The sequence below is a fragment of the Miniphocaeibacter sp. genome, from assembly GCF_049276255.1.
Lineage (GTDB): Bacteria > Bacillota > Clostridia > Tissierellales > Peptoniphilaceae > Miniphocaeibacter.
Window position 1 is genome coordinate 1 of record NZ_JBASWB010000073.1, and the last position, 24917, is coordinate 24917.

Consider the following 24917-nt stretch of genomic DNA (forward strand, 5'->3'; position numbering starts at 1 on the left):
TTCTCCGGTAATATTAGCTACAATAATAGTATTTACATTAAACTTAGTCTTACCTCAAAAAACATTAGCTGAGGAACAAGCTGAAAGAGAAGAAATGGAAAAATAAATATAAGAAAAGTCAACATTTTGTTGGCTTTTTTTTATGCCTAAATTGGTGATATAATATTACTGTAAAGAAAGAAAGGTGATTAAATGAGTTTACTAATTAAAAACATTAAAGTATGTAATGGAAAAGATGAATTTATTTCAGATCTATATATTGAAGAAGAAAAAATAAGGAAAATAGGTAATAATTTAAATATAAAAGCTGATGAAATTATAGATGGTAGTGGTAAATTATTGTTACCTGGTGGAATAGATGTCCATACTCATTTTGATTTGGATTTAGGAGAGTTTGTTGCTGTCGATGATTGGGAAGCAGGACCAAAAGCAGCTGCTTTTGGAGGCACAACAACAGTTGTTGACCATATAGGTTTTCTAGAAAGAGGTTCTTCACTACAGTCAATGGTAGATAAATATTTTGAAATATCCAAAGGAAAACCAATAATAGACTATAGTTTTCATGGTGTAATGCAAGAAACAACAGATGAAATGGTTGATGAAATAGAAAAGCTTTTCAATGAGGGAATAGTAAGTATAAAGCTATATACAACTTATGGTGGCAAATTAGAAGATGACCAAATATTAAAGGTCTTGCAAAAAGCAAAGGAAACAGGAACGGTTATTTGTGTTCATTGTGAAAATGATGGCTCAATAAAACTATTAAGGGAAGAATCTGAAAAAAAAGGCCACTTTGAACCTATTTATCATGCAAAAACAAGACCTAACGTAACAGAAGCCGAGGCAATTTCCCGTCTTGCATATTTATCTAAAATAGCAGGAGACCCTAAATTATACATTGTTCATACTTCTACAGCAGAAGGCTTGGAAGAAATAAAAAAAGCTAGAAAAAATGGCTTAAAAAATATTTTTTGTGAAACCTGTACTCAGTATTTAACATTAACCGAAGAAAAATACAAGGATCCTATAGAAGGGTTAAAATATATAATGGCACCTCCTTTAAGGACAAATAAAGACGTTGAGGCCTTATGGGAAGGTATTGCCAATGGGGATGTAGATGTTATTGCAACAGATCACTGTCCTTTTATGTTTAAAGAGCATAAATTAAAATATAAGGAAGATTTTAAAAAGGTACCGGGAGGAGCACCAGGTGTTGAAGAAAGAATGGAAATTATTTTAACAGAAGGACAAAAAAGAAATATAAGTTTAAATACACTAATAGATAAGTTAATTTATAATCCAGCTAAAATATTTGGACTTTATCCAAAAAAAGGTAGTTTAGCAATTGGCTCAGATGCAGACTTAGTAATCTATAGTAAAGAAAAATATACAATTTCCCAATCCAATAGACATAGTTCTGTTGACTATACAGGATATGAAGGATTTGAAGTGGATTTTAAAGTCGATACAGTTATAGTAAGAGGTAAAGTAGTAGTAGAGAATAATGAAATTAAAGTTGAAAATGGATACGGAAAATTTATAAAACGTAAATTTTAGACTTAGTAGACCCCTAAATCCGAAATTGGATTTGGGGTTTTTCTATGTCTAAATATAATAGAATTAATAGTTAAAAAAATCTCCGATGTTACAATAAAAGCAGTCTAGCCAATTGATAAATAAGACAAAGGATGTCCTTATGGATAACAGTAGTTTATAACATATAAAATGGGATTAAATATTATATAGTTGTATGGCAACCCTTTTTTAGACAATTTCATGTTAAACACTTCCTTGAATTTCTTAACAACTATAAAATATTTTCAAGAACTAGTCTACGGTAAAGGCCTTGCCCAAATTAAAAGACATAATTTGCCATAGCCTAAACCTTGAAAATATTTTTATCTATTTATAGAAATTCAACTTGTAATATGTAATTTTCTGTATTATATAGGGCTTAGATATGCTAAAGAACTGTATATTCTATCATTGTTATACCAACAAAAGTATTTTTCAAATTCATATTTTAATTGCTCTAAATTCTTAAATTTATATTGGTAAATTAATTCGGTTTTTTAATTTTTTTTAGTCGCTTCGCTTACTGCATTGTACCCTCACTATGCTGGGGCAGACACTCATAAAGATTGCCTTTTCTACTTAAAGATCTTTTTATTTTGAAGATTTTTAAAAGTTTGTCTATTATTTTGTTATCATATTCACTTCCTCTATCTGAATGAAATAACTGTATTTTACTTAATGAGTATTTAGAACTAAGAAGAGCTTGTTCAATTAATTTCGCATCCTTATTTTTACTTACGGAATAGCCAAAGATTTCTCCATTGTATAAATTAATTAGTAAGCATATGTAATTCCAAGATTTTCCAACTCTTACATATGTTAAATCACTTACTATGACTTCTAAGTTATCCCTTTTATTAAATTCTCTATACAATATGTTTTCTATTTTTGATTCATTACATTTTAAATTATGTACTTTATATTGTGCTACTGCATAATTAGAAACTAAACTATTTTCCTGCATAATTTTAGATATTTTCCGTCTAGAAACTTGATGTCTAGTACTCTTAGCTTTTTCTTTGTTTTTCTAGTTCCATAGTTTTTTTACTCTTTCTAAATATTTCTTTTATTTGCTCTACTAATTTCAAGTTGGATTTATTTAATACAGGTTTATTTTGATAGTAATAAACAAGGAGTGAAAATATGAAAAATTAGTTTAGGCTTCAGCTGTTCAATTTCGAAAGGTGCACACAATTTAGTTTATAAGTTTTTAAATTTAGGTCTCATTTTAATGGATTAGTCTCTAAAATATATTTGACTATATTTTTATGTGATGATATAATTTCATCAATAAGATGAAAAGGATTTATGAGTGATAATTGTGGCTGGACAAAATAAGAATGGAGTTGTGGTACAATCAGTAGATAGAGCATGTGAGATACTGGAATGTTTTACTGGATTACGTGAAGAGTTAGGAATTAAAGAAATTTCTGAAATGATGAATTTAAGTAAGAGTACAGTATATGGCTTGGTAAATACTCTTGTACAAAATAATTTTTTAGAACAAAACATAGATAATAAGAGATATAAATTGGGAATAAAGTTATTTGAGTTGGGAATGCTCACACATAGGAGAATGAATTTAGAAAATGAAGTAAAAGAAAGAGCAGAATTTTTATCTAAAAAATATTCTTCAACAGTACATCTAGCTGCTATATATCATGATATGAATATAGTATATATATATAAAAAAGATTCTCCAGATTCAGTAATTATTTATTCTCAGCTGGGAAAGAAAGCTCCAAGTAATAGTAGTGGTGTTGGAAAAGCCATAGCAGCTTTTTTAGATGAAAAATTACAAAATGAAATATTAGAGATAAATGATTTTGAAAAACTAACTAAAAATACTTTAACATCAAACACCGATATAAAAAAAGAATGGAATAAAGTTAAAAAATTAGGATATGCTGTTGATAACGAAGAAGTTGAAATGGGTTTGAGATGTGTGGCTGCACCGATATTCGGTGTAGATAAAAAGCCTATAGCAGCTATTAGTGTATCAGCTTCAATTTCACAAATAACTGAAGATATCATTGAAGATATAGCTAAAGATATAAAACAAATAGCAGATGAAATTTCATTTAGACAAGGGATAAAATTTTGATAGCTAATTATAATTTCGTACCTTCAAAAAGAAGGTGCGAAAAACAACTCAAAAAATACGAACGCAGTTCGGTAATAACGAATGGTGGGAAAATGATTGATATTAGAGATGAATTATTTAGTAGTTTAATGAATAAGAAGTATTTAGCAGAATTAATAGTTGAGAGAAAAGGAATACTATCTGGAATAAAAAATGCTAGAGATTGTTTTAAAGATATGGAAGCAGAATTAGAATTTTTAAAGAAAGATGGTGACAGAGTAGAGGAAATGCAGTGTATATGTAGGATAATAGCAAATCCTAAAAACATAGCATTGATTGAGGAAAAACTTATAGGAACGATTTCTAAATATTCAGGGATTTCTACAGCAGCAAATTATGCAGTGAAGTTAGCAAATAATAAGGTAAAAATAGTATCAGGGTCATGGAAGAAAATGCCTCCAGAAATAAAAAACAATATAAGAGAAGCTATAGTAACAGGAGGTGCTTCTTTTAGAATATTGGATAGCCCGATGTTATATTTAGACAAGAATTATATAAATATGTTTGGAAGTATACCAGATGTATTAAAAGAAGCTAGTAAATTTAATAAATTAAATAAGGTTGTACAGATTAGAGGAATGTATGAAAGTATTGAAGAAGAAACTAGACAAGCTATTAAATATGGGGCCAATGTTTTAATGGTTGATACAGGAGACCTTTTAGATTTAGAAAAATGTAAAAAAGAATTGGAAAAGATAGATAAATATAAAGAAATTAAAGTTGCATATGCTGGAAATGTAAAATTAGATAATATTAAATTTATTGTAGACAATTATGCTCCAGATATTTTATGTATTGGAAAAGAAATTGTAGATGCACCAATTTTAGATATGAAAATTAATGTTATAAAAGAAAAAATTTAAAACCTTAGAAGGAGGTAAAAATGGGATTAGATTTATTAGAAAAAACTGAACTTTGGATTAACAATATAAAACTTAAGGATGTTAATCTTAATAAACTAGCTTCTACAGTTGCTAGCGTGTTAAATATATCCGAAGAAAAGGTTTTAGTTGTTGATGTAAGGGATAATCATATTACATTAGATATTTTAGAAAAAAATATTCCAGAAAAAAATATAATAGGAAAAGAACAAAAATTACTTAATGCTATTAAAAAGCTAGATGGAGTAATTACTTATGAAGATACATTTATACATTCAAATGGAATTTTAGGAATGATTTGTATAGATGAAAATAAATCACAAGAGATTGTATCAAATATAAATGTTATTAGAGACGACATGTTATCACATATAGAGAAACGGGCAATAGTATTTCCTACAGGTTTTGAGCTAAGGGATAATATGATCGAAGATACAAATACACCTTTTTTAATGACACTTTTAGAAAAGAGAGGATATGTAGTAAAAAAAGGATCAGTAATCGAAGATGATGAATATGATATGGTTAATAAATTAAATGATGCTATTAATCAAGCTTTTGGACTAATTATTACTACAGGAGGAGTAGGTGCTGAAGATAAAGATAAAAGCATAGAGAGTATTTTAAAACTAGATCCCACGGCTGCAACTCCTTATATAGTTAAATTTGAAAAAGGTATGGGTAGGCATGTTAAGGATGGCGTAAGAATAGCAGTAGGGAAAGTGGGACCTACTATATTAGTGGCGTTACCAGGACCAAATGATGAGGTTAGATTAGTAGCAGATTCTTTAGTAGAATCTGTTATGAATAAATGTTCAAAAGAAATAATTGCAGAACAAATAGCTTCAAAGTTGAGAGAAAAATTAATTTGGAAACACTAAAAGAGGAGGATAGTATATGAGTTTAGAAAATTTAGCAAATAGTTTATATGAATCTGAAAAAAATAGTAAACAGATTGAAGCAATTACAAAAAAAATGCCGAATTTAACTACAGAAGATGCCTATAAAATTCAATTACATAATATAAGTAAAAAAATAGAATTAGGAGAAAAGGTTGTAGGTATGAAGATTGGTCTTACAAGTGTTGCTATGCAAGAGCTACTGGGTGTAAATGAGCCGGACTATGGTCATATCACAAGTTCAATGGTGGTTTTAGAAGGACAAGATATTTCAATTAGTGAACTTTGTCAACCTAAAGTTGAAGGAGAGTTGGCGTTTTGTTTAAAAAAAGAATTAAAAGGGCCCAATATAACAATTGCAGATGTTTACAATGCAACTTCATGGGTTGCACCAGCTATTGAAATTGTTGATAGCAGGATAAAAAATTGGGAAATTACTTTACAAGATACTGTTGCTGATAATGGTTCAAGTGCTAGGTTAATTTTAGGTTCAGGTATGACTCCGATATCGAAAATTGATATGAAATTAACAGGTATGACTTTAGAAAAAAACGGGAAACTAATTAATAGTGGTGTAAGTGCTGAAGTGCTTGGAAACCCAGCGGCTTCAGTAATGTGGTTAGTTAATAAATTAGCTGAATTTGATATTGGATTAGAAGCGGGTCAAATCATTTTATCGGGTGCTCTTACGGCAGCTCAGCCAGCAAAAGAGGGAGATTTTTTCAATATTAGTTTTTATGGAATGGGTTCAGTAGGAGTGAGATTTAGTAAATAATAAAAAGGAGAATGATGATTTTGGAAAGAGTAAAAGTAGGGATAATAGGACCGGGAAATATTGGTACAGATCTTATGTATAAAGTAATGAAGAGTAATTATTTAGAAATGAAAATGATGGCAGGAATATCAGAATCAGAAGGAATTAAAAGAGCAGCAAGACTTGGTTTTGAAACTTCTACAGAAAGTGTTAATGCAGTCGCAAAAGATAAAGAGATAAAAATTGTATTTGATGCTACTAGTGCTAGAGCACATTTAAAAAATGCCCCTATACTAAAAGAAGCTGGGAAGTTAGTTATTGACTTAACTCCAGCAGCTGTTGGACCATATGTTGTTCCATGTGCCAATTTAGACTCATTAAGTAATAGTACTACTAATTTTAATATGGTCACATGTGGAGGGCAGGCAACAGTCCCTATAGCATATGCTATTAATAGAGTAGCTAATTCTGAGTATACAGAAATAGTTTCTTGTATTTCATCTAAAAGTGCTGGACCAGGAACAAGAGCTAATATAGATGAATTTACTGAAACAACAGCTAAAGCGCTAGAAACAGTAGGAGGCGCAGATAAAGGGAAAGCAATTATAGTTTTAAATCCTGCTGATCCTCCATTGATTATGACTAATACTATTTACTCTTTAGTAAAGAATCCAGATGATAAAAAGATTATAGAGTCTGTAAACGATATAGTAAAAGAGATTCAAAAATATGTGCCAGGTTATAGATTAAGAGTTCCTCCTGTTATAGAAGGAAATAAAGTTACTGTAATAGTAGAGGTAGAAGGAGCTGGAGATTTTCTTCCAAAATATTCTGGGAATTTAGATATTATTAATCAAGCAGCGATAGAAGTAGCAGAAAAATTAGCAAAAGATATTTTAGTGAGGAGTAAATAATTTATGGAAAGACAAAAAATAAAAATTGTAGATACAACTTTAAGAGATGGTAGTCATGCTGTAAGTCATAGTTTTACAGTTGATCAAGTCAGTAAAATAGCGAGAGGATTAGATAGTACAGGTGTTGATTTAATAGAAATAAGTCATGGAGATGGAATAGGGGGGGGATCGATTAATTATGGTTTTAATAAGGTACCTGAATTAGAGTTAATTAAAGCAGCAAGAAAAGAAATAAAAAATGCAAAGTTAGCTATTTTATTATTACCAGGTGTTGGAACTATTGAAGATTTAAAAAAAGCAGAAGATGTTGGAATTGATGCTGTTAGAGTTGCGACACATGTAACTGAGGCTGATATATCTATTCAACATATTCGTTATGCTAAATCAAGAGGATTATTTACTGTAGGATTTTTAATGATGGGTCATATGAGTAGCGCCGATGATATCTTAGAACAAGCAAAAATTTTTGAAGCAGAGGGGGTAGATTATATTAATATTGCTGATTCAGCAGGTTATATGACTCCAGATGAAGTACGTAAAAAGATTTCTACGCTAGTTAATAATTTACATACACCTATAGGATTTCATTCTCATAATAATTTAGGATTAGCAATGGGGAATTCGTTAGCAGCGGCATCTGAAGGTGCAAGTTATCTAGATGGTACTTGTAGGGGTTTAGGAGCAGGAGCTGGTAATACGCAAATAGAAGTATTATGTGCAGTATTAAAACGTATGGGTTTTGATAATGATATTAACATATATAAACTTATGGATGTAGCAGAGAATATAGTTGAACCAATAATGCACAGACCACAAATAATAAGAACAGATTCTTTAATGCTTGGTTATGCAGGAGTGTATTCTAGTTTTTTATTACACGCTAGAAGAGCATCCGAAAAATATAATGTTGAAGTAAAAGATATTTTAGTAGAATTAGGAAAGAGAGGTATGGTAGGGGGACAAGAGGATATGATAGTTGATGTAGCATATGAATTAGCAACAAAAAAACAATAAGGGGGTAATAATTTTGAAGAATGTAACTTTAGTAGCAAAAGTGGATTTAAATACTTGTACAGGATGTAAAACTTGTGAGAAAATTTGTCCGGTATTAGCTATAAAAATTATTGATCGTAAAGCTATAATTGATGAAGATAAATGTAGAGGATGTTCTAATTGCGAAAGTAGGTGTCCCGTTCATTCTATAGAAATGGTGAAAAGAGAAGAACCTTTTGTAGTGGGGATTGATGTTGAAAAGTTTGATAAAGAAAAAATTGAAGAAATCTGCATGAATGCACATATGAATCCAGAACAAATATTATGCTATTGTACAGGAGTTAGAGCAGAAGAAGTTGCAGCAGCAATATTAGATGGTGCACGTACACCAGAAGAAATATCAAGTAGAACAGGTATAAGAACAGGTTGTACTATAGAATGCATTCAACCACTTTTGAGAATTATTCATGCAGCAGGAATAGAATTAAAACCTATAGAAGGTGGATGGCAGTGGTATGGAATAACACCAACATCCTGGGATTTAACAGATGAAGTAAAGGAAAAATATGCAAATAAAGGATTTTACTTTGATGAAGATAAAGAACTATTTGAAAGAGTTGCATCTGCAAGAAAAGAGAAAGGAGAATAAAGTATGTTTAGGGCACCTATAAAGCCAATAGCACCAAAGAAATCTCAATATGGAGTAGCACCAGAGCTAGTAAAAACAAGAGTATCTGAACTGCCAGGAATGTGTTCCCTGATGTTAAAAGAACTTTTTCCTGATCTACCGGATGTAATTTATCCAGGTAAGGAAGATGCGTTTGAAAATATCAAGAAGGCTGCTTATGAATCTTTAAGAAAAATTGATATGAGTATGATAAAACCAGAACATAGTGTGAATGTTCTTGCAAGTCATCATGGTTTTACTCTACTTGGTGGAGAACCCTATGCTATTCTGTTGAGGTGTATTAGAGATATTATCATTGAAAAAACAGGTTGTGAAAATATTCGATTAAGAGCTGGTGTAGGAATGAGGTTTCGTGAAACAGAAGAATATATGAAATCTTACCATCTTGATGAATATTATAAAAATAAAGTAGCAGGAGTAGCCCCAATAGATCAAGGCATTCCTATAGAAACAGAAATAGGAACCTTGTATGGACTAAAAAGAGTATATGATGCAGATTGGATTGTTCATGCACATCATTCAGATGTAAGAGAAGTTCATTTTCATAGGCAAGTAGATAAAGCGGTAAAACCTTTTGGTATGTCATATGCTAGAGCAGAAACACGTAGTACGTATCATCAAAATTTAGGACCTAGGGCTGCTAATTTTACAGCACGTGCGATTTTTGATTCAGAATTTGTCCAAAGCAAATTTGCATTTGCATCATTTTTAGATGTAGGTCCTCATGGTGTAATTGGTGTTGATAGCGATAATGATTTATATGCATTAAATGAGAGAGCGACAATAGTAGGATGTAAACTTTATGGTAAAGCAATGACCTTATTTGGAAAAATTGATGAATGTATTGCTGTTTTAGACTTCCCTTGTCCAGTTCCTTATGTATTTGCAGCAGGAGTAATATATGCTAATTTTCCAGGAGCATATATCGATTTATATGATCTAGAAAAACCTTTACCTCCATATACATGGTATACCGAGGCATTTTATGGTGAAAATGATAAACCGCTACTTTCAGACATACCGTTAATGAGTCCAGCTATAAAAATGTGTGTACATAATTATGCTTGGATTGGATATCCGTCAGAATTTTTTGCAAAACATATACCAACAATAGTTGTTGGAGAAGAACAAGCAGAATTATTTGATATGGATTCAATGAATATTCACTATATGGATTATGCATTAACAGCTAGAAGTACTGAGCAGGCTATGGAATTTGCTTATAAAACTACAGGTACTGATAAAGTAGTGATATTTGATGGTGCTATGGGGGGGATGAATGTTAGTGAATCCTTAGCTAAATATTTAATTAAAATAGCTCCAGAAGTAAGTAAATTAGTAGATGATGAACTTCTACCTAAATGGTTAAGACAACGTGGATTTGATAATAAAACATTAGATAAATATCAAATAGCACACGATTAAGGAGGGTTTTTTGTGAATAATGGTGTTAGAAAGAAAGAGTCAATTTGGGAAAAAGGACCTGGTTTTAAATCAGGTCTTAAAGACCTAGGAAAAAACATTAATACAAAGACTATAACAGCAGGTATAATAGCAGCTATATTTGGGTGTACTGGGCCAGCTTTGGTTGTTATAAACGCAGCAACAGAAGTTGGTTATACAAAAGAACAAATAGTAAGTTGGTTATTTGGAATATATGTATTTGGAGGTGCTATTAGTATTATTATGGCCCTATACTATAAAATGCCAATAGTCGGTGCATTTACCATTCCAGGAGCATCTATGTTAGCTACTAGTCTTGTAGGTTTTACATTTAATGAAGCGGCATTTGCGTTTATAATTGCAGGATTAATAGTATTATTTTTAGGAATTACAGGCTTGATAAGTAAGGTTATGAATTTATTACCATTACCGATTGTAATGGGAATGATAGTGGGAGCGATGTTTAGATTTGGAACAGGAATAATAACATCTTCGGTTTCATCACCTTTAGTTGCTGGATTAGCTGTTCTAGCTTTTTTTATTGTACCTAAGTTTATAAAAAAAGCACCACCAATATTATGTTCTTTGATAGTAGGAGTGGTTGCGGCAATTGCTACGGGAGCTTTTAATGGGGATATTGGAACGATAGGTTATATACCACCACAAATAGTAATGCCATCACCTAATTTTGCAACAGTTCTTTCTGTAGCAGTACCTTTAGCAGCATTGGTAATTGGAGCTGAAAATGCACAAGCTGTAGGAGTTTTATATGCCCAAGGGTATAAACCGCCTATAAATGCTATGACAGTTATTAGTGGAATAGGGGGAATGGCAGCTGGTTGTGTTGGAGCTCATAATGCTAATATAGCCGGTCCTATGACTGCTATATGCTCATCTTCAGAAGCTGGAGAAGATTTAAAAGGTCGTTATGCTGCTAGTATAGTAAATGGAATTTGTTTTATCATATTTGGATTATTGGGTAGTTTTACAATGGCATTTATAAGTATGATACCTAGTGAATTAGTTAATGTGCTTGCTGGGCTAGCAATGATTAATGTTTTATTAAATTCGTTAACAGATGCTTTTGGTTCAGAAAGATGTAGAATAGGGGCTTTTTTTGCATTAATAATAGCTGCATCAGGTATTAGTATTTTGTCAATTGGATCGGCTTTTTGGGCTTTAGTTGGGGGAGTTTTAATATCTATTTTAATGGAAAGAGATGATTTTAATTATTACTATAATATGAAAAATCTATAATATAAATAATCAATAGTAAATAATATAGTGGAAAGGGAGAAGCTGTGAAACTTACTTTAAAATCTAGAATATTAAAACTGCAGGAAGAATTAAGAAAAAATCAAATTGATGTAGCAATGATTTATGACAGAGAAAACCTTATTTATTTTGCTAATGTTGATGATTTAGAAGGTGGATGTATGATAATACCATCATCAGGAGAAGCAAAATTGATATGTCTATCTTTTGAGGGAAAATACATTAAAGAAAAATCAGGAATAGACAATGTAATTACATATAATTTTCCTAATGAGAATATAAGTGAAATATCTGCAATGGAGATATCAAAATTAAATATCAAAAATATTAAAATAGGTTTTACTAGATATTTTATTTCATTAAAAGATTATCAAATGTTAAGAAAATATATACCAGAAATGGTTGTAGGTGATATTTCAGAAATATGTTATAAGATTCGTGCTATTAAAGATGATAGCGAGATTGAAAAAATTATGCAAGCATCTAAATATGTAGCAATTGGAATGGATGCTGCTAAAAAAGCCTTAAAACCTAATATGAAAGAAGTTGAGCTTCTTGCAGAAGCTGACTATGCTATGAAAAAAGCTGGTTCACAAGGTTCTAGTTTTAGAATGCAGGTTTTAACCCAAGATAGACAGATGCTTGTTCATCCTTATGCAGGAGAAAATATTATTAGAGACAATGAAACAGTTGTGGTTCACTTAGGAGCGTCTTATAAGGGGTATACTGCAAAAATGTGTAGAACATTTTTCTTAGGTGAAATAGAAAGAGAAAAAATAGATATATATAATATATTAAAAGAAGCGCAAAAAAAAGCCATAGAGTATATAACTCCGGGTGTTACTAGTAGTGAGATATATGATCTAGTTTATGATTATTTAAAAGAAAAGGGATATGCAAAATGGTTTATAGTAGATCATTTAGGTTATGGAGTAGGTATTAGGCAATCGGAATTCTATCCAATTATTGGTAAAGATATTAATCATGTTATAAAAGAAAATATGGTAATAGATCTACTGTTACCAACAATATTTAAATATAAGATAGGTGGTTCTAGAATAACTGATACGATATTAATTAAAAAAGATGGTTGTGTAAATCTAACACAAAAGTATTATGATAAAATATATAATCTATAAATAACAATTAGAAAGTAATAAGTATAGAATAGCTCCTTTGATTTTGAAAAATTAATCTAAGAGAATACTCTTTGTTAAATAAGTCTTTTTATAAAATGGTCTTAATCAAGAAACAATACAAATAGCGGCTTAAGCTTTTTAGCTTGAGCCGCTATTTGTATTTGATAAAAAGCAAAAAAAGAAAATAGGAAGTATAATTACTAATAATATAATTTTAAAATTAGATTGACTAAATATTATAGAAAATAATATTAGACTCTATAATACTATTGAGGATAAGAGAAATTAATAGAAGTAATAAATAATAATTAAATAGATTTAACTTAAATAATAAATCTATTTAATTATTATTTTCGAAAGTTGAAAATTCTATTTTATAATAGTCCCATTTTTTATAGGTTTCAACATATTCAACGACTTTGTTGTTTAATTTTAGTCTAGTAGTTTTTACTTGAAATACAGTTGGTTCATCTACATCCATTTTTAGAATTTTTGCAACATCTTCAGGTGTTGGAAACTTTACTTCATTTGTTTCTACTGATAGTTGGTCATTCATATGAATATTAAAATCCGTTTTAAAACGTTGATAAATAGAGTTATAATATGAAGGCTTATCATAATCCTCCTTTATATATTCGGTCGGTATATATGAGGTATGAAAAATATAAGGTATATTGTCTGCGGTTCTAACCCTTGTAATTTTATAATAGGATTGTTCTTTTGAAAGTTCTAGTTTCTTTAATATTTTTTCATCTTGACATTTTTCTATATTTAAAACTTCTACCTTATCCTTTTCTAAGGGAAATAATTCTATATCGGAAAACTCAACTAACTTTCTTTTTCTTGAACGGTAGACAAAGGTGCCTATTCCTTGCTTTCTAACTAAGTAGCCCTCATTTGTTAATTCTCTTACTGCTCTAATTACTGTAATAGAACTAACGTTATATAGTTTCATTAAATCAGCTTCACTATAGAAACGGTCACCATTTTGAAACTTTCCTGATTGAATTTGAAGTTGTAAATCACTTTTTATCTGTTGATATTTTGGTATTCGAGCCATAATATCCTCCTTGTAATAGTTAAATATTTTTAGATTTATTAAAATTCTTAATGCTTTAAGTATTGTAGGTTATTTTAGCATTGTAACTAACAATTTCCAATTACATTATAGTAAATAAAAGAAGATATAGTTTATATGTCAATAATGGAATTGAATAATTCTTACTTATTATATTAATATATCATATCTACTATTTTAACATGAATCATGGATAAAAATAAACAATTATTACTTTTTCTTAACTTAATATAATAAGGTTTATTTATAAGATAAGAATGTGTTGACAAACAAGATATCCTAGGTTAATATATTAATATACCAAGTAGAACATTTAAGAGTAGAAGAAAAAGAATAGGAGATAATATGACAACTTTCGAAATTAAAGAAAATTTTTTACTAGATGGAAAACCTTTTAAAATACTATCAGGTGCAATTCACTATTTTAGAATTCATCCTTCAGACTGGAATCATTCACTACATAATTTAAAAGCCCTAGGCTTTAATACAGTGGAAACTTATGTTCCTTGGAATGTACATGAGCCTAAAGAAGAAGAGTTTGACTTTAGTGGTATTTTAGATTTAAAGGCATTTATTGAAATGGCAGGAAAAATGGATTTGAAAGTAATAGTAAGACCTTCACCATATATATGTGCAGAATGGGAATTTGGAGGACTACCTCCTTGGTTATTAAATAAGGATTGTAGAATTCGTTCTTCAGATCCTAAGTTTTTAGAATATGTTGAAAGGTATTATAGTGTTTTATTTAAAATACTAACTCCTTTACAAGTTACTAACAATGGTCCTATTATTATGATGCAAATAGAAAATGAATATGGCTCCTACGGTGAAGATAAGGAATATTTAGAACAAATATATAAACTAATGAGAAAATTTGGAGTAAAAGTTCCTTTATTTACATCTGATGGGTCTTGGTTAGCAACATTAAGAGCTGGAAGTATGATAGAACATGATATTTTACCAACTGGAAATTTTGGCTCAAAGGGTAGGTTGAATTTTAAAGAATTAAAAGAATTTCATAATGACCATGGAAAAAACTGGCCCTTAATGTGTATGGAATTTTGGGATGGCTGGTTTAATAGGTGGGGAGAGCCTATTGTTAAAAGAGAAACAGAAGAGCTACTTGAAGCTATAGAAGAGGTTTTAAATTTAGGTAGTATAAATTTATATATGTTTCATGGAGGAACTAACTTTGGTTTTATGAATGGATGTTCTGCTAGAGGAAGAAAGGACTTACCACAAATTACATCTTACGATTATGGAGCACCACTGAATGAACAGGGAAATCCAACGGAAAAATATTATGGCATACAAAAATTAGTACATAAGATGTATCCAAATATTAATCAGGGAAAACCTTTAATAAAAGAATCTATGGAAGTTAATAATATTCCCCTGTATAAAAAGGTAGGCCTATTTGAAGTAATAGATGATATAAGTCATAAAACAACTACAAAGTATCCATTGAATATGGAAAAACTAGACCAGTATTATGGTTACATGCTATATAGGACAAGAGTAAAGAAAGACTCAGACAAAGAAAGATTTAGAATAATAGATGCTAGAGATAGAGCCCAGGTATACTTAAATGGAAAACATTTAGTAACTCAGTATCAAGAGGAAATAGGAGATGATATAGAAACTAATATAAAGGAGGATAGTAACCAATTAGACATACTTATTGAAAATATGGGGAGGGTAAATTATGGTCATAAATTATTAGCAGATACTCAGAGAAAAGGTATTAGAACAGGGGTTATGTCAGATTTGCATTTTATACTTAATTGGGAGCAGTTTGTAATTAACTTTGATCTTATTGACAATATAGATTTTTCTAAAAAATGGGAAAAAAACATACCGGCTTTTTATAAGTATAAGTTAAATATTTCTAACCCTAAAGATAGTTATATTGATACTAGCAAATTTGGAAAGGGCATAGTCCTGGTAAATGGAAATAATATTGGTAGATTTTGGAATAGAGGACCTATGGACACTTTATACATACCAAGGGGATTTTTCAAAGAAGGTATTAACGAAATAGTGATTTTTGAAACCGAAGGGATTTATTCAGAGGAGATTAATTTAGTAGACAAGCCATTATTTACAAAGCTAGAAGATAATAGCAATATTAATTAATAAAGAAAAGGAGGAAGAAATGAGTATTATTGGTGTAAGAATAGATGGACGTTTAATCCATGGACAAGTTGCAAATCTTTGGGCAACGAAATTAAATATAGGTCGATTTATGGTTGTTGATGATGAAGTAGCAAAAAATGATATAGAAAAAAGTGGCTTAAAATTAGCTACTCCTTCAGGTGTGAAATTAAGTGTCTTACCTGTTGAAAAAGCTGCAAATAATATTGTAGCAGGCAAATATGATTCTCAACGTTTATTTATAATAGCAAAGAAACCTAATTACATATTAAAATTAATTGAATTAGGTGTTCCAATAGAAGAAATTAATGTTGGAAATATGTCACAAAGTAAAAACACAAAGTCTATTACAAAGTCTATTAATGTTGAGGAAAAGGATATCGAAGATTTTAAAGCAATTAATGATTTAGGAGTAAAAATAGTATCTCAAATGGTTCCTGGTGATAAAGAAGAGGACTTTATGTCCTTACTTAGCAAAGTTAAGTAGGAGGATAAAATGAGTATAGCTTGGTGGCAAATTTTAATATTAACAATATACGCAGGGTGGCAAATTTTAGATGAACTTGGAATCTGGACTTCTATAAGTCAACCTGTATGGGCAGGATTAATTACTGGAATTGTTATGGGAGATGTTGGAGCAGGTTTGTTTATTGGTGGTAGTATGCAATTAACAGTATTGGGAGTTGGTACTTTTGGTGGAGCTTCTAAAATTGATGCTAACTCTGGAACTATTTTAGCAACAGCTTTTTCTATTGGTATAGGTATGAATCCAGAACAAGCAATTGCTGCAATAGCTGTTCCAGTAGCCAGTTTAATGATTCAAACAGATATTTTGGGACGTTTCTGTAACACGTTTTTTGCACATAGAATAGATAACAAAATTGAAAAAATGGACTATAAGGGTATTGAAAGGAATTTCTTACTAGGCATACTTCCTTGGTTTTTATCTAGAGCATTGCCAGTGTTTCTAGCCTTAGCTTTTGGTGGAGGAATGGTAGAAAAAATAGTTGCTGTTCTAAATGGTAATTTAAAATGGCTAGGAGATGGATTATCTGTAGCAGGAGCGGTATTACCTGCAGTAGGGTTTGCTATTTTACTTAGATACTTACCAGTAAAAAAACACTTACCATACTTGATTTTAGGATTTGTAATTACTGCACTATTAACAACAGTATTTTCAGGAATGCAATTATTAGGTAGTGGTGTTGCAGAAGTAGTAGAAAACTTTGCAGGAAATTTCAATGCTTTACCAATGTTAGCAATAGCCTTAATAGGATTTGCCTTTGCAATATTACAATACAAGAGGGATATAGAGCTACCTAAAGTAGTAGAGAAAGCCGAAAGCTCAAATGAAGGAGAGGTAGAAGATGACGAACTCTAATAATAAACTAACAAAAAAAGATTTTAAACAGATTAATATTAGAAACTTATTTGCTATTCAATGGGGTTGGAATTATGAGAGAATGCAAGGTTCAGGATATCTTTATACTATTCTTCCTCAATTAAGAAAGATTTATGGCGATGATACTCCAGAACTTAAAGAAATGATGAAAACCCATTCCCAATTCTTCAATACTAGTAACTTTGTAAATACTTTAATAACAGGTATTAATTTAGCTATTGAAGAAAAAGAAGGTATACAGGCAAAAGAAACTGTTCAGGGTCTTAAAGTAGGGCTTATGGGACCAATGGCAGCGATTGGTGATTCTCTCTTCGGTTCATTGATTCCTACAATATTTGGAGCCTTGGCAGCAGCTATGGCCATAGCTGGTAACCCACTTGGCTGTATTATATGGATGATAGCACAATTTGTAATAGTTGTTTTTAGATGGAAGCAATTAGAATTTGCCTATAAAGAAGGTGTTACCCTAGTAACAACTATGCAGAACAAACTAAATGCTTTAACTAATGCAGCAACATTATTAGGAGTATTTATGGTTGGTGGATTAGTTGCAACTATGGTAAATGTTAATATTTCACTAGTTCCTCAAATTGGAAATGTAACTATTAATATACAGAATACTTTGGATATGATTTTACCTAGAATATTTCCTGCAGCAATAGTATTTTCTGTTTATAAGTTACTAGGCAAAAAAAAGATGACCTCAACAAAAGCGATATTTATAGTATTAGTAGTATCTATAGCACTATCTGCTTTAGGCATAATTAGTAAATAGAAAAGGAAAAGTTTATGAATCATTTAATATTAATTAGTCATGGTATACTTTGTGAAGAGTTGAAAAATAGTACTGAAATGATAATGGGACCTCAAGATAATATACATACTGTATCATTATTAGCTTCTGAAGGAAAAGAAGATTTTCTAAATAAATTTAAAGATGTTACTAAAAAATTAGATAAATTCACAGTGTTAGCTGATTTAATGGGAGGAACTCCTTGTAATACAGTATCAGAGTTAATAATGTCCGGTGAAAAATTCGACATATTTACTGGAATGAATATGCCAATGGTTATAGATTTTATAGCCAATGATTTTGAACTAGCAGCTGAAGATGTAAGGAAAAATGCTAAAGATAGTATACATTATGTAAATGAAATATTAGAAGAATCAAATGATGATGATGAACTATAATAAAAAAACATAATAAGTAAAGTGAAAAATTCAAGATGTAGAAATATATCTTGAATTTTTTATTGTATAAATTATAGGGTATATCATTAATAGGAGATGATAAAATGACAAGAGGAAAAGCTAAATTCAATTGGGAAAATCTTATTATTGGTATTATTTTTATTATTGCTTCTTTAATTGCTTTTAAAGACCCAACAGTTAATTTACTGGCCATAGTTATGATATTTGGAATTTCGGCCTTATCTGATGGTGTTTTCCAACTTTTTCTTAGGAGAAGAATTAGAAAAGTAACAGGATACCGCTCTACATTTATAACAGTAATAGGTGTAATAAATTTACTTATAGGAATCTTACTACTATTTAATTTATATGGAAGTGCAGCAGCCCTACCATATGTATTTGCCTTTTGGTTTATTATTAGGTCAATAGAAGGCTTACTAAATAGCGGATTAGCAAAAATAATTAGCAATAGTTACTATTGGTTTAAGGTAGTTATAAATATATTAGGGATAATTATAGGTATATTACTACTAAAGAATCCATTTAGTGCTGCATTAACAATAACTTATTTAGTAGGTTCCTATTTTATGATTTTTGGAATTTTAAATATAATTGAAGCTTTTGCAGAAAGAGAATATTAATCTTGTTAAGAGTTAGAAAAACCCTAAAAAATCAACTTATAAGTTTAATTTTTAGGGTTTTTTCTTTTAAGATAAAATATATTAATAGTTGTTTTCTATTCTATTTAGTAATTGTTTATAATTAAGATACAGGGCAGTAAACCTACTGTTACTTTTTGGCTCCCAAGGTTTGGTCTGCCACAAAAATGAAGTATAGATGTATTTTCCATAACCCATTGAAGACTATGTTCACCTAAACTTCGTGTAAAATAGCTTAAGTATTTTCTTGTATCATAATTCCAGATTTCTTCAGCTACTTCCTTAATATACTGACTATATAAATAGTTAAGAATATCTTGATCAGGTAATAATAATTGATTACCATATTTATTAATAGTATTTGTAATATCTTTTAAATTAATTACTTCCCTGGTTTTTCTTAAATCCATTAACATTACTCCTGAGTTATAATACTTATTGTCATTTCCTAGACGGATTTTATTAATCTCTGTAGTAATATCGGTTATGCCTGTATGAGTAGAAGCAGCTATCATATAATCGTTTAAATCTGTATTCCATAAATCAATTAAGGGATTAATAACGAGAATATCAGGATCAAGATAGAGTATTTTATTTATATTTTTAGGTATTATTTCTCCGGATAGTAATCTAAAATACATTTCCTTAGGATATTGTTTTTTAGTAGGAGCATCTTTTAATAAATTATTATCTATTTTTATGTCATTTAATTCCCAGTGGAAAAAATCTATTAGTTTTCTTAGATTATCTAGTTTTTCTTTTGGGATTATTTCATGAATAAGCCAAATATTAAAACTTTCATTTGGATTATTAAAGTAAATAGATGTAAGCATGACTTTTAGTGGATTAAGATAGTTTTCATCTAAGGTAACTAAAATATCTAATTTATCTGCCATAATATTCCTCCTTAAGCCTTAGATTTAAATTTTATTAGATTAGATCGTCTTCCTTATGCTTTTGAGATTTTTCATACATATAATTTCTAATTTGTTCTTTTATATCATCTTCATACTCATCTAAAAACTCGTATTCGTCTTCGTAATCTAAACCTAAACTGGCAACTTCTTGATGAATTGCATCATCTATAAAAATTTCTGTGTTGTCACTATCGTCAAGGAAGCTAATATCGGTTATTTCATAGTCTACTCTTTCCTTTAATTTATTTATTAAATCATTTTTTAAATTATACATAAAAAACCTCCATAAATTTGTAGTAATAAATCTTATTTCCCATACATGATTTAAGCTTATAATAAATTTATATAAAATTATAAAAAATAAGACATGGAGATTAAAAGTCCATGCCATTTTTATTTATGATTTAAGATATCATATATTTAATCGGAAATTTATTTTATTATTATCTCAACACCAATAATATGTATGGTGGAGATGGTGGGAGTTGAACCCACGTCCGAAAATATATCCAAGGGAATCTCTCCGAGCGCAGTTAATTGTATTATTTTCCCCTCAACACTAAACAATTAACAAATTATTGTATCGGGTATCTTCTTATAGGAAGTTGAGTCGAAGAATTCTCAACTAACGTTCTCGCTAATTATGAAGTCAGATTTAAGCGGCGAGAAAGCTTAAATGGACTATTAGGCTGCTATTAAGCAGCTAATGCTAAATTATTATCTTCAGCGTTTATATTTATTTGCCCATGTTTAACGTTTTTAGACGAAAACGGCTCGCTATTCCAGATTCAATATCCCCGTCGAAACCAGTGTCATCCCCGTGTATACCTATTATAACATTTTTAGGTGAAAAATTCTATTATTAACGGCTAGTTTTACAAGTCATTAAAGTATATACTATAATAGAGTTTGTATGGAGGACAGGATGAATAAAAAATTTATGATAATAGATGGCTCTAGTTTAATTTTTAGAGCATTTTATGCAATAAGAAATCTTACAACTAAAGATGGAATTTTTACAAATGGGGTTTATGGTTTTTTAAATATGTATTATAAGGTAGTAGATGAATATAAGCCGGACAATATTTGTGTAGTATTTGATAAATCAGCTCCTACTTTTAGACATGAGGACTATGAGGCCTATAAAGGTCATAGGGATAAGGCACCATCTGAATTAAGCAGTCAGTTTGGAATATTAAAGGATATTTTAAACTCTTTAAATGTTAAATTTGAAGAACAGGATGGCTATGAAGCAGATGATATTGCTGGTACTTTAGCTAAAAAAGCCCAGGAAGAAAATTATGACACTATATTAGTTACTGGAGATAAGGACTATTTACAACTAGTTGATGAAAATATAAAAGTTTTATTAACTAGAAGAGGTATTACTGATGTAGATGAATATAATGAGGAATTGGTAGAGGAAAAATATGAATTAAAACCAATTCAATTAATAGATGTAAAGGGTTTAATGGGAGATCCATCAGATAATATTCCAGGTGTACCAGGTGTTGGAGAAAAAACGGCCTTAAAGCTTATACGTGAATATGATTCTATTGAAAATGTATATGCTAATATAGATAATATTTCCGGTAAGGCCTTGAAAAAGAAATTAGAGGAAAATGAGACTCTAGCATATTTAAGTAAAAAATTAGGTACTATTTTCCTAGAAGTTCCAATGGATATAGATATAGAAAAATATAAAATAGAGGAACCGAATTACGAGGAATTAAAAGAAAAGTATGAAAAATTAGAGTTTAGCACCTTTATAAAGAAGTTACCAGTAGAAGAAATTGAATATGAAGATGATTTTGAATATATTTTTATAAATAATCCATCAAAAATATTAGAGAACTTAAAGAATGGTAAAAAAGATTTTGTTTTTCACCTATTTTATAATGGTAGTAATTATATTCACAGTAAACCTGAAATATTTGCTTTCAAAATAATAGGTGAGGATAAAGTATATATTTATTTACTGGAAAATGAAGAAGAGTTACTGGAGTTTAAAGATATTTTTGAAAATGAAGCCTTTACTAAATTAAGTTATGATTTAAAATCTGATATATATTACTTACTTAGAAATGGTATAGATTTAAAGGCTCCTTATGAGGACTTAACAGTTGCTGAATATTTAATTGACCCTTCTAAAAATTCATATGAAATAGATAAAACAGCGAAACTCTATTTAAATAGAGACTTGTTTTCAAATGAGGAAATATTTGGAAAGGGAAAGAAAAAGAAAAAGCTCAAGGAAATTGAAGAAGAGCAATTAGGCAAATATATAGCAATGTATATGTCTGTTACTGAAGATTTAAGAGGTAATTTGACAGAGATCATTGAAGAAAGACAGATGCATGAATTATACTTTAATGTGGAGCTGCCTCTTATTAAAGTATTAGCTAGTATGGAAGTTGAAGGATTTAAAGTAGATGCTGATTATTTAACGGACTTAGGTAATAAATTCAATGAAGAAATACAAGAATTAGAAGAAAAAATCTATGAAGATGCAGGAATGGAATTTAATATTAATAGTCCTAAACAATTAGGGGAGATTCTTTTTGACAAATTACAACTACCAGTAATTAAGAGAACAAAAACAGGATATTCAACTGATGCAGAAGTACTTGATAAATTAAAAGGAAGTCACGAAATAGTAGATAGAATTTTACGTTATAGAACTGTAAAAAAACTTACTACTACTTATATAGACGGACTTTTGAAATTAATTGGAGAAGATGGAAGAATACATTCTACCTTTAATCAAACTATAGCTGTTACAGGAAGAATTAGTTCTATTGATCCAAATCTACAAAATATTCCAGTAAAAACCGAAGAAGGTAGACTTATTAGAAAAGCTTTTGTAGCAGGAGAAGGTAAAAAACTTGTAGATGCCGATTATTCTCAAATTGAATTAAGGGTACTTGCCCATCTTGCAAATGACGAAGTAATGTTACAGTTTTTTAAAGAAGGTTTGGATATTCATAGAAAAACAGCTTCAGAAGTCTTTAATGTAGATTTTGATAAGGTTACATCATTAGATAGATCTAATGCTAAGGCGGTAAATTTTGGAATTGTATATGGAATAGGGGATTATAGTTTATCTCAAGATTTAAATATAACGAGAAAAGAAGCAAGGGAATATATTGAAAACTATTTAAACACCTACAAAGGCATTAAAAAATACATGGAAGAAATTGTAGAAGTTGGTAAAGAACAAGGCTATGTAGAAACAATTATGCATAGAAGAAGATATATTCCAGAACTTAATTCTAAAAACTTCAATATTCGAGGATTTGGTGAAAGAGTAGCCTTAAACACTCCTATACAAGGCTCGGCAGCAGATATTATTAAAATTGCAATGATTGAAGTTTATAATAAGTTAAAAGAAAGAAATTTAAAATCTAAATTAATTTTACAAGTCCATGACGAATTAATTATAGAAACTACAGAAGATGAATTGGAAGAGGTTACTAAATTATTAAAAGAAATTATGGAAAATGCAGTAAAATTAAAAGTAGATTTAAAAGTGGATATTAATATAGGCGATAGCTGGTATGAATCAAAATAAGAAAGTATTTATTATTACCGGAACCATTAGTTCAGGAAAAAGCACCTTCTCAAATATTTTAAGAGAAAAAGGCTTTAAAGTAATAGATGCAGATAAAATAGTTCACGAATTATATAATGAAGATTTTATTAAAAAACAGTTGACTCTTAATTTTGGAAATACTATTCTAGTAGATGGTAATATTAACAGAAAGTTATTGGGCAACATTGTTTTTAACAATAAAGAGAAAAAACAATTATTGGAAAACATAGTACATCCTAAGGTACTAGATAGAATTGTTGAATATATTTCCAAAAGTGAAGAGAATATTTTTATTGAAATTCCCTTATATTATAAGGTAGAAAAAGAGTTGCTTAAAAGAACAAATGACTTTAAATTAATATTAATTACAATTGAAAAAGAATTACAAATAGAAAGATTAATTAAGAGAAACAATATTACCAGAGAAGAAGCTATGGTTTTAGTAGACAATATTGAAAATACAAATAAATTTTCCAAGAAAATAGACTACATTATAGAGAATAATGGAAGTATGGAAGACTTTAGACTAAAAATAGAAAATTTTTTAATGGCGGAGAAACTAGATGAAAGTAATAAAAAAATTATTTAAGCTACTAATTGCTTTAATAATAGTTGCAATTTTAGCGAGTTTTGCAGTAGTAGCTTATGGAACATCCAGCAGACCTGTAGAATATATGGAGTATGTAAACAAGTATGCTGAAGAATATAATGTAGATCCATTATTGGTATTGTCGGTTATTAAAGTGGAAAGTAACTTTAGGACAGACGCAGAGTCCCATATGAATGCCGTTGGACTAATGCAACTTGTTCCCGAAACTGCTGAATGGGTAACAGGGAAAATGAAAATCGACTATGATGAAAGTATGTTAAAAGATCCAGAATCAAATATTAAAATAGGAACATATTATTTATCCTATTTAATAAACCATTTTAAAGACGTTGATTTAGCAATTGTTGCTTACAATGGTGGAATGGGAAATGTACAAGAATGGATTGATACTGAAATAGTTGGTAAAAATGGTAAGGGATTGGAAAATATACCAATTGATGAAGCCAGATACTATATTGTTAAAGTAAATAATAATTACGAGGCATATAAAAAGCTTTATGGAGATACAAAACTCGAAGATGGTATACAGAAATCTCCAAAAACTTGGCTAAACAACTATTTTATTCAGATAAAGGATTTAATAGTAATTTTTAGAAAAATTTGATATAAT

25 protein-coding genes and 1 other RNA gene are annotated in these 24917 nt (G+C 29.7%); 20 read left to right on the plus strand and 6 right to left on the minus strand.

The annotated features are described in order from the left end of the window. Positions 1-192 precede the first annotated feature (192 nt). A complete protein-coding gene (gene hydA, locus WAO56_RS09755) occupies positions 193-1557 on the plus strand; it encodes a dihydropyrimidinase (protein WP_422143508.1) in 1365 nt (454 codons plus the stop codon). A gap of 386 nt (positions 1558-1943) precedes the next feature. On the opposite strand, the gene WAO56_RS09760 is transcribed toward hydA, so the two are convergent. Both WAO56_RS09760 and WAO56_RS09765 read right to left on the minus strand, forming a co-directional pair. Further along, the gene (locus WAO56_RS09760) at positions 1944-2060 is read right to left on the minus strand and encodes an IS3 family transposase (protein WP_422143509.1); all 117 of its coding nucleotides are present in this window, start codon (positions 2058-2060) and stop codon (positions 1944-1946) included. Positions 2061-2095: 35 nt separating this feature from the next. Then, positions 2096-2539 (minus strand): DDE-type integrase/transposase/recombinase, encoded by a 444-nt coding sequence (locus WAO56_RS09765; RefSeq protein ID WP_422143507.1) that lies wholly within the window; start codon positions 2537-2539, stop codon positions 2096-2098. A gap of 357 nt (positions 2540-2896) precedes the next feature. On the opposite strand from WAO56_RS09765, the gene WAO56_RS09770 reads away from it, so the two are divergent. The 10 genes from WAO56_RS09770 to WAO56_RS09815 all read left to right on the plus strand — a co-directional run bounded on the left by WAO56_RS09770 (position 2897) and on the right by WAO56_RS09815 (position 12704). Further along, on the plus strand, positions 2897-3679 hold the full coding sequence (locus tag WAO56_RS09770; protein WP_422143506.1) for an IclR family transcriptional regulator: 783 nt from the start codon (positions 2897-2899) through the stop codon (positions 3677-3679). A gap of 92 nt (positions 3680-3771) precedes the next feature. Then, positions 3772-4581, plus strand: coding sequence for a hypothetical protein (locus tag WAO56_RS09775; protein WP_422143505.1), 810 nt, complete (start codon positions 3772-3774; stop codon positions 4579-4581). Positions 4582-4601: 20 nt separating this feature from the next. Next, a complete protein-coding gene (locus WAO56_RS09780) occupies positions 4602-5480 on the plus strand; it encodes a molybdopterin-binding protein (RefSeq protein WP_422143504.1) in 879 nt (292 codons plus the stop codon). Between the two features lie 16 nt (positions 5481-5496). Beyond that, positions 5497-6273 (plus strand): 2-keto-4-pentenoate hydratase, encoded by a 777-nt coding sequence (locus WAO56_RS09785; RefSeq protein WP_422143503.1) that lies wholly within the window; start codon positions 5497-5499, stop codon positions 6271-6273. Between the two features lie 14 nt (positions 6274-6287). Further along, positions 6288-7166, plus strand: a complete 879-nt coding sequence (locus tag WAO56_RS09790; protein WP_422143502.1) for an acetaldehyde dehydrogenase (acetylating) — start codon at positions 6288-6290, stop codon at positions 7164-7166. 3 nt (positions 7167-7169) lie between these two features. Next, positions 7170-8180: a 4-hydroxy-2-oxovalerate aldolase gene (gene dmpG / locus WAO56_RS09795; protein WP_422143501.1), complete on the plus strand. Its 1011-nt coding sequence runs from the start codon at positions 7170-7172 to the stop codon at positions 8178-8180. 13 nt (positions 8181-8193) lie between these two features. Beyond that, positions 8194-8808 (plus strand): 4Fe-4S binding protein, encoded by a 615-nt coding sequence (locus WAO56_RS09800; protein ID WP_422143500.1) that lies wholly within the window; start codon positions 8194-8196, stop codon positions 8806-8808. Between the two features lie 3 nt (positions 8809-8811). Continuing rightward, on the plus strand, positions 8812-10272 hold the full coding sequence (locus WAO56_RS09805; RefSeq protein WP_422143499.1) for a hypothetical protein: 1461 nt from the start codon (positions 8812-8814) through the stop codon (positions 10270-10272). 12 nt (positions 10273-10284) lie between these two features. Next, positions 10285-11547, plus strand: a complete 1263-nt coding sequence (locus WAO56_RS09810; RefSeq protein WP_422143498.1) for a benzoate/H(+) symporter BenE family transporter — start codon at positions 10285-10287, stop codon at positions 11545-11547. A 44-nt stretch (positions 11548-11591) separates the two neighbouring features. Next, positions 11592-12704, plus strand: coding sequence for a M24 family metallopeptidase (locus WAO56_RS09815; RefSeq protein WP_422143497.1), 1113 nt, complete (start codon positions 11592-11594; stop codon positions 12702-12704). A gap of 340 nt (positions 12705-13044) precedes the next feature. Here WAO56_RS09815 and WAO56_RS09820 read toward each other — a convergent pair whose 3' ends face one another. Further along, positions 13045-13764, minus strand: a complete 720-nt coding sequence (locus tag WAO56_RS09820; protein ID WP_422143496.1) for a GntR family transcriptional regulator — start codon at positions 13762-13764, stop codon at positions 13045-13047. A gap of 363 nt (positions 13765-14127) precedes the next feature. On the opposite strand from WAO56_RS09820, the gene WAO56_RS09825 reads away from it, so the two are divergent. The 6 genes from WAO56_RS09825 to WAO56_RS09850 all read left to right on the plus strand — a co-directional run bounded on the left by WAO56_RS09825 (position 14128) and on the right by WAO56_RS09850 (position 19170). After that, positions 14128-15918: a glycoside hydrolase family 35 protein gene (locus WAO56_RS09825; RefSeq protein ID WP_422143494.1), complete on the plus strand. Its 1791-nt coding sequence runs from the start codon at positions 14128-14130 to the stop codon at positions 15916-15918. A gap of 19 nt (positions 15919-15937) precedes the next feature. Further along, positions 15938-16423 (plus strand): PTS system mannose/fructose/N-acetylgalactosamine-transporter subunit IIB, encoded by a 486-nt coding sequence (locus tag WAO56_RS09830; RefSeq protein ID WP_422143493.1) that lies wholly within the window; start codon positions 15938-15940, stop codon positions 16421-16423. Positions 16424-16432: 9 nt separating this feature from the next. Continuing rightward, complete coding sequence (locus tag WAO56_RS09835; protein ID WP_422143492.1) at positions 16433-17317, plus strand: PTS mannose/fructose/sorbose/N-acetylgalactosamine transporter subunit IIC; 885 nt, start codon at positions 16433-16435, stop codon at positions 17315-17317. After that, entirely contained in the window at positions 17304-18113 is an 810-nt protein-coding gene (locus WAO56_RS09840; RefSeq protein WP_422143491.1) for a PTS system mannose/fructose/sorbose family transporter subunit IID, read from the plus strand. The genes WAO56_RS09835 and WAO56_RS09840 overlap by 14 nt, the downstream gene beginning before the upstream one ends. Positions 18114-18127: 14 nt before the next feature. Next, a complete protein-coding gene (locus WAO56_RS09845) occupies positions 18128-18529 on the plus strand; it encodes a PTS sugar transporter subunit IIA (protein WP_422143490.1) in 402 nt (133 codons plus the stop codon). A gap of 104 nt (positions 18530-18633) precedes the next feature. Further along, a complete protein-coding gene (locus WAO56_RS09850; protein WP_422143489.1) occupies positions 18634-19170 on the plus strand; it encodes a DUF308 domain-containing protein in 537 nt (178 codons plus the stop codon). A gap of 104 nt (positions 19171-19274) precedes the next feature. Here the strand turns inward: WAO56_RS09850 and WAO56_RS09855 are convergent, their stop codons facing one another. The 3 genes from WAO56_RS09855 to ssrA form a co-directional block, all read right to left on the minus strand. Continuing rightward, positions 19275-20084 (minus strand): glycosyltransferase family 8 protein, encoded by an 810-nt coding sequence (locus tag WAO56_RS09855; protein WP_422143488.1) that lies wholly within the window; start codon positions 20082-20084, stop codon positions 19275-19277. A 34-nt stretch (positions 20085-20118) separates the two neighbouring features. Further along, the gene (locus tag WAO56_RS09860) at positions 20119-20379 is read right to left on the minus strand and encodes a hypothetical protein (RefSeq protein ID WP_422143486.1); all 261 of its coding nucleotides are present in this window, start codon (positions 20377-20379) and stop codon (positions 20119-20121) included. 193 nt (positions 20380-20572) lie between these two features. Then, positions 20573-20925, minus strand: a transfer-messenger RNA (tmRNA) gene (gene ssrA, locus WAO56_RS09865). 105 nt (positions 20926-21030) lie between these two features. Here ssrA and polA point away from each other — a divergent pair. Genes polA through WAO56_RS09880 form a run of 3 tightly spaced genes read left to right on the plus strand, consistent with a single transcriptional unit; the run spans position 21031 to position 24911 of the window. After that, on the plus strand, positions 21031-23676 hold the full coding sequence (gene polA, locus WAO56_RS09870) for a DNA polymerase I (protein ID WP_422143485.1): 2646 nt from the start codon (positions 21031-21033) through the stop codon (positions 23674-23676). Further along, positions 23663-24286 carry a dephospho-CoA kinase gene (gene coaE, locus WAO56_RS09875; RefSeq protein WP_422143484.1) on the plus strand — a complete coding sequence of 208 codons (624 nt, stop codon included), beginning with the start codon at positions 23663-23665 and terminating at the stop codon, positions 24284-24286. Before polA ends, coaE begins: the two co-directional genes overlap by 14 nt. Beyond that, complete coding sequence (locus WAO56_RS09880) at positions 24261-24911, plus strand: lytic transglycosylase domain-containing protein (RefSeq protein ID WP_422146349.1); 651 nt, start codon at positions 24261-24263, stop codon at positions 24909-24911. Before coaE ends, WAO56_RS09880 begins: the two co-directional genes overlap by 26 nt. Positions 24912-24917: the final 6 nt, after the last annotated feature.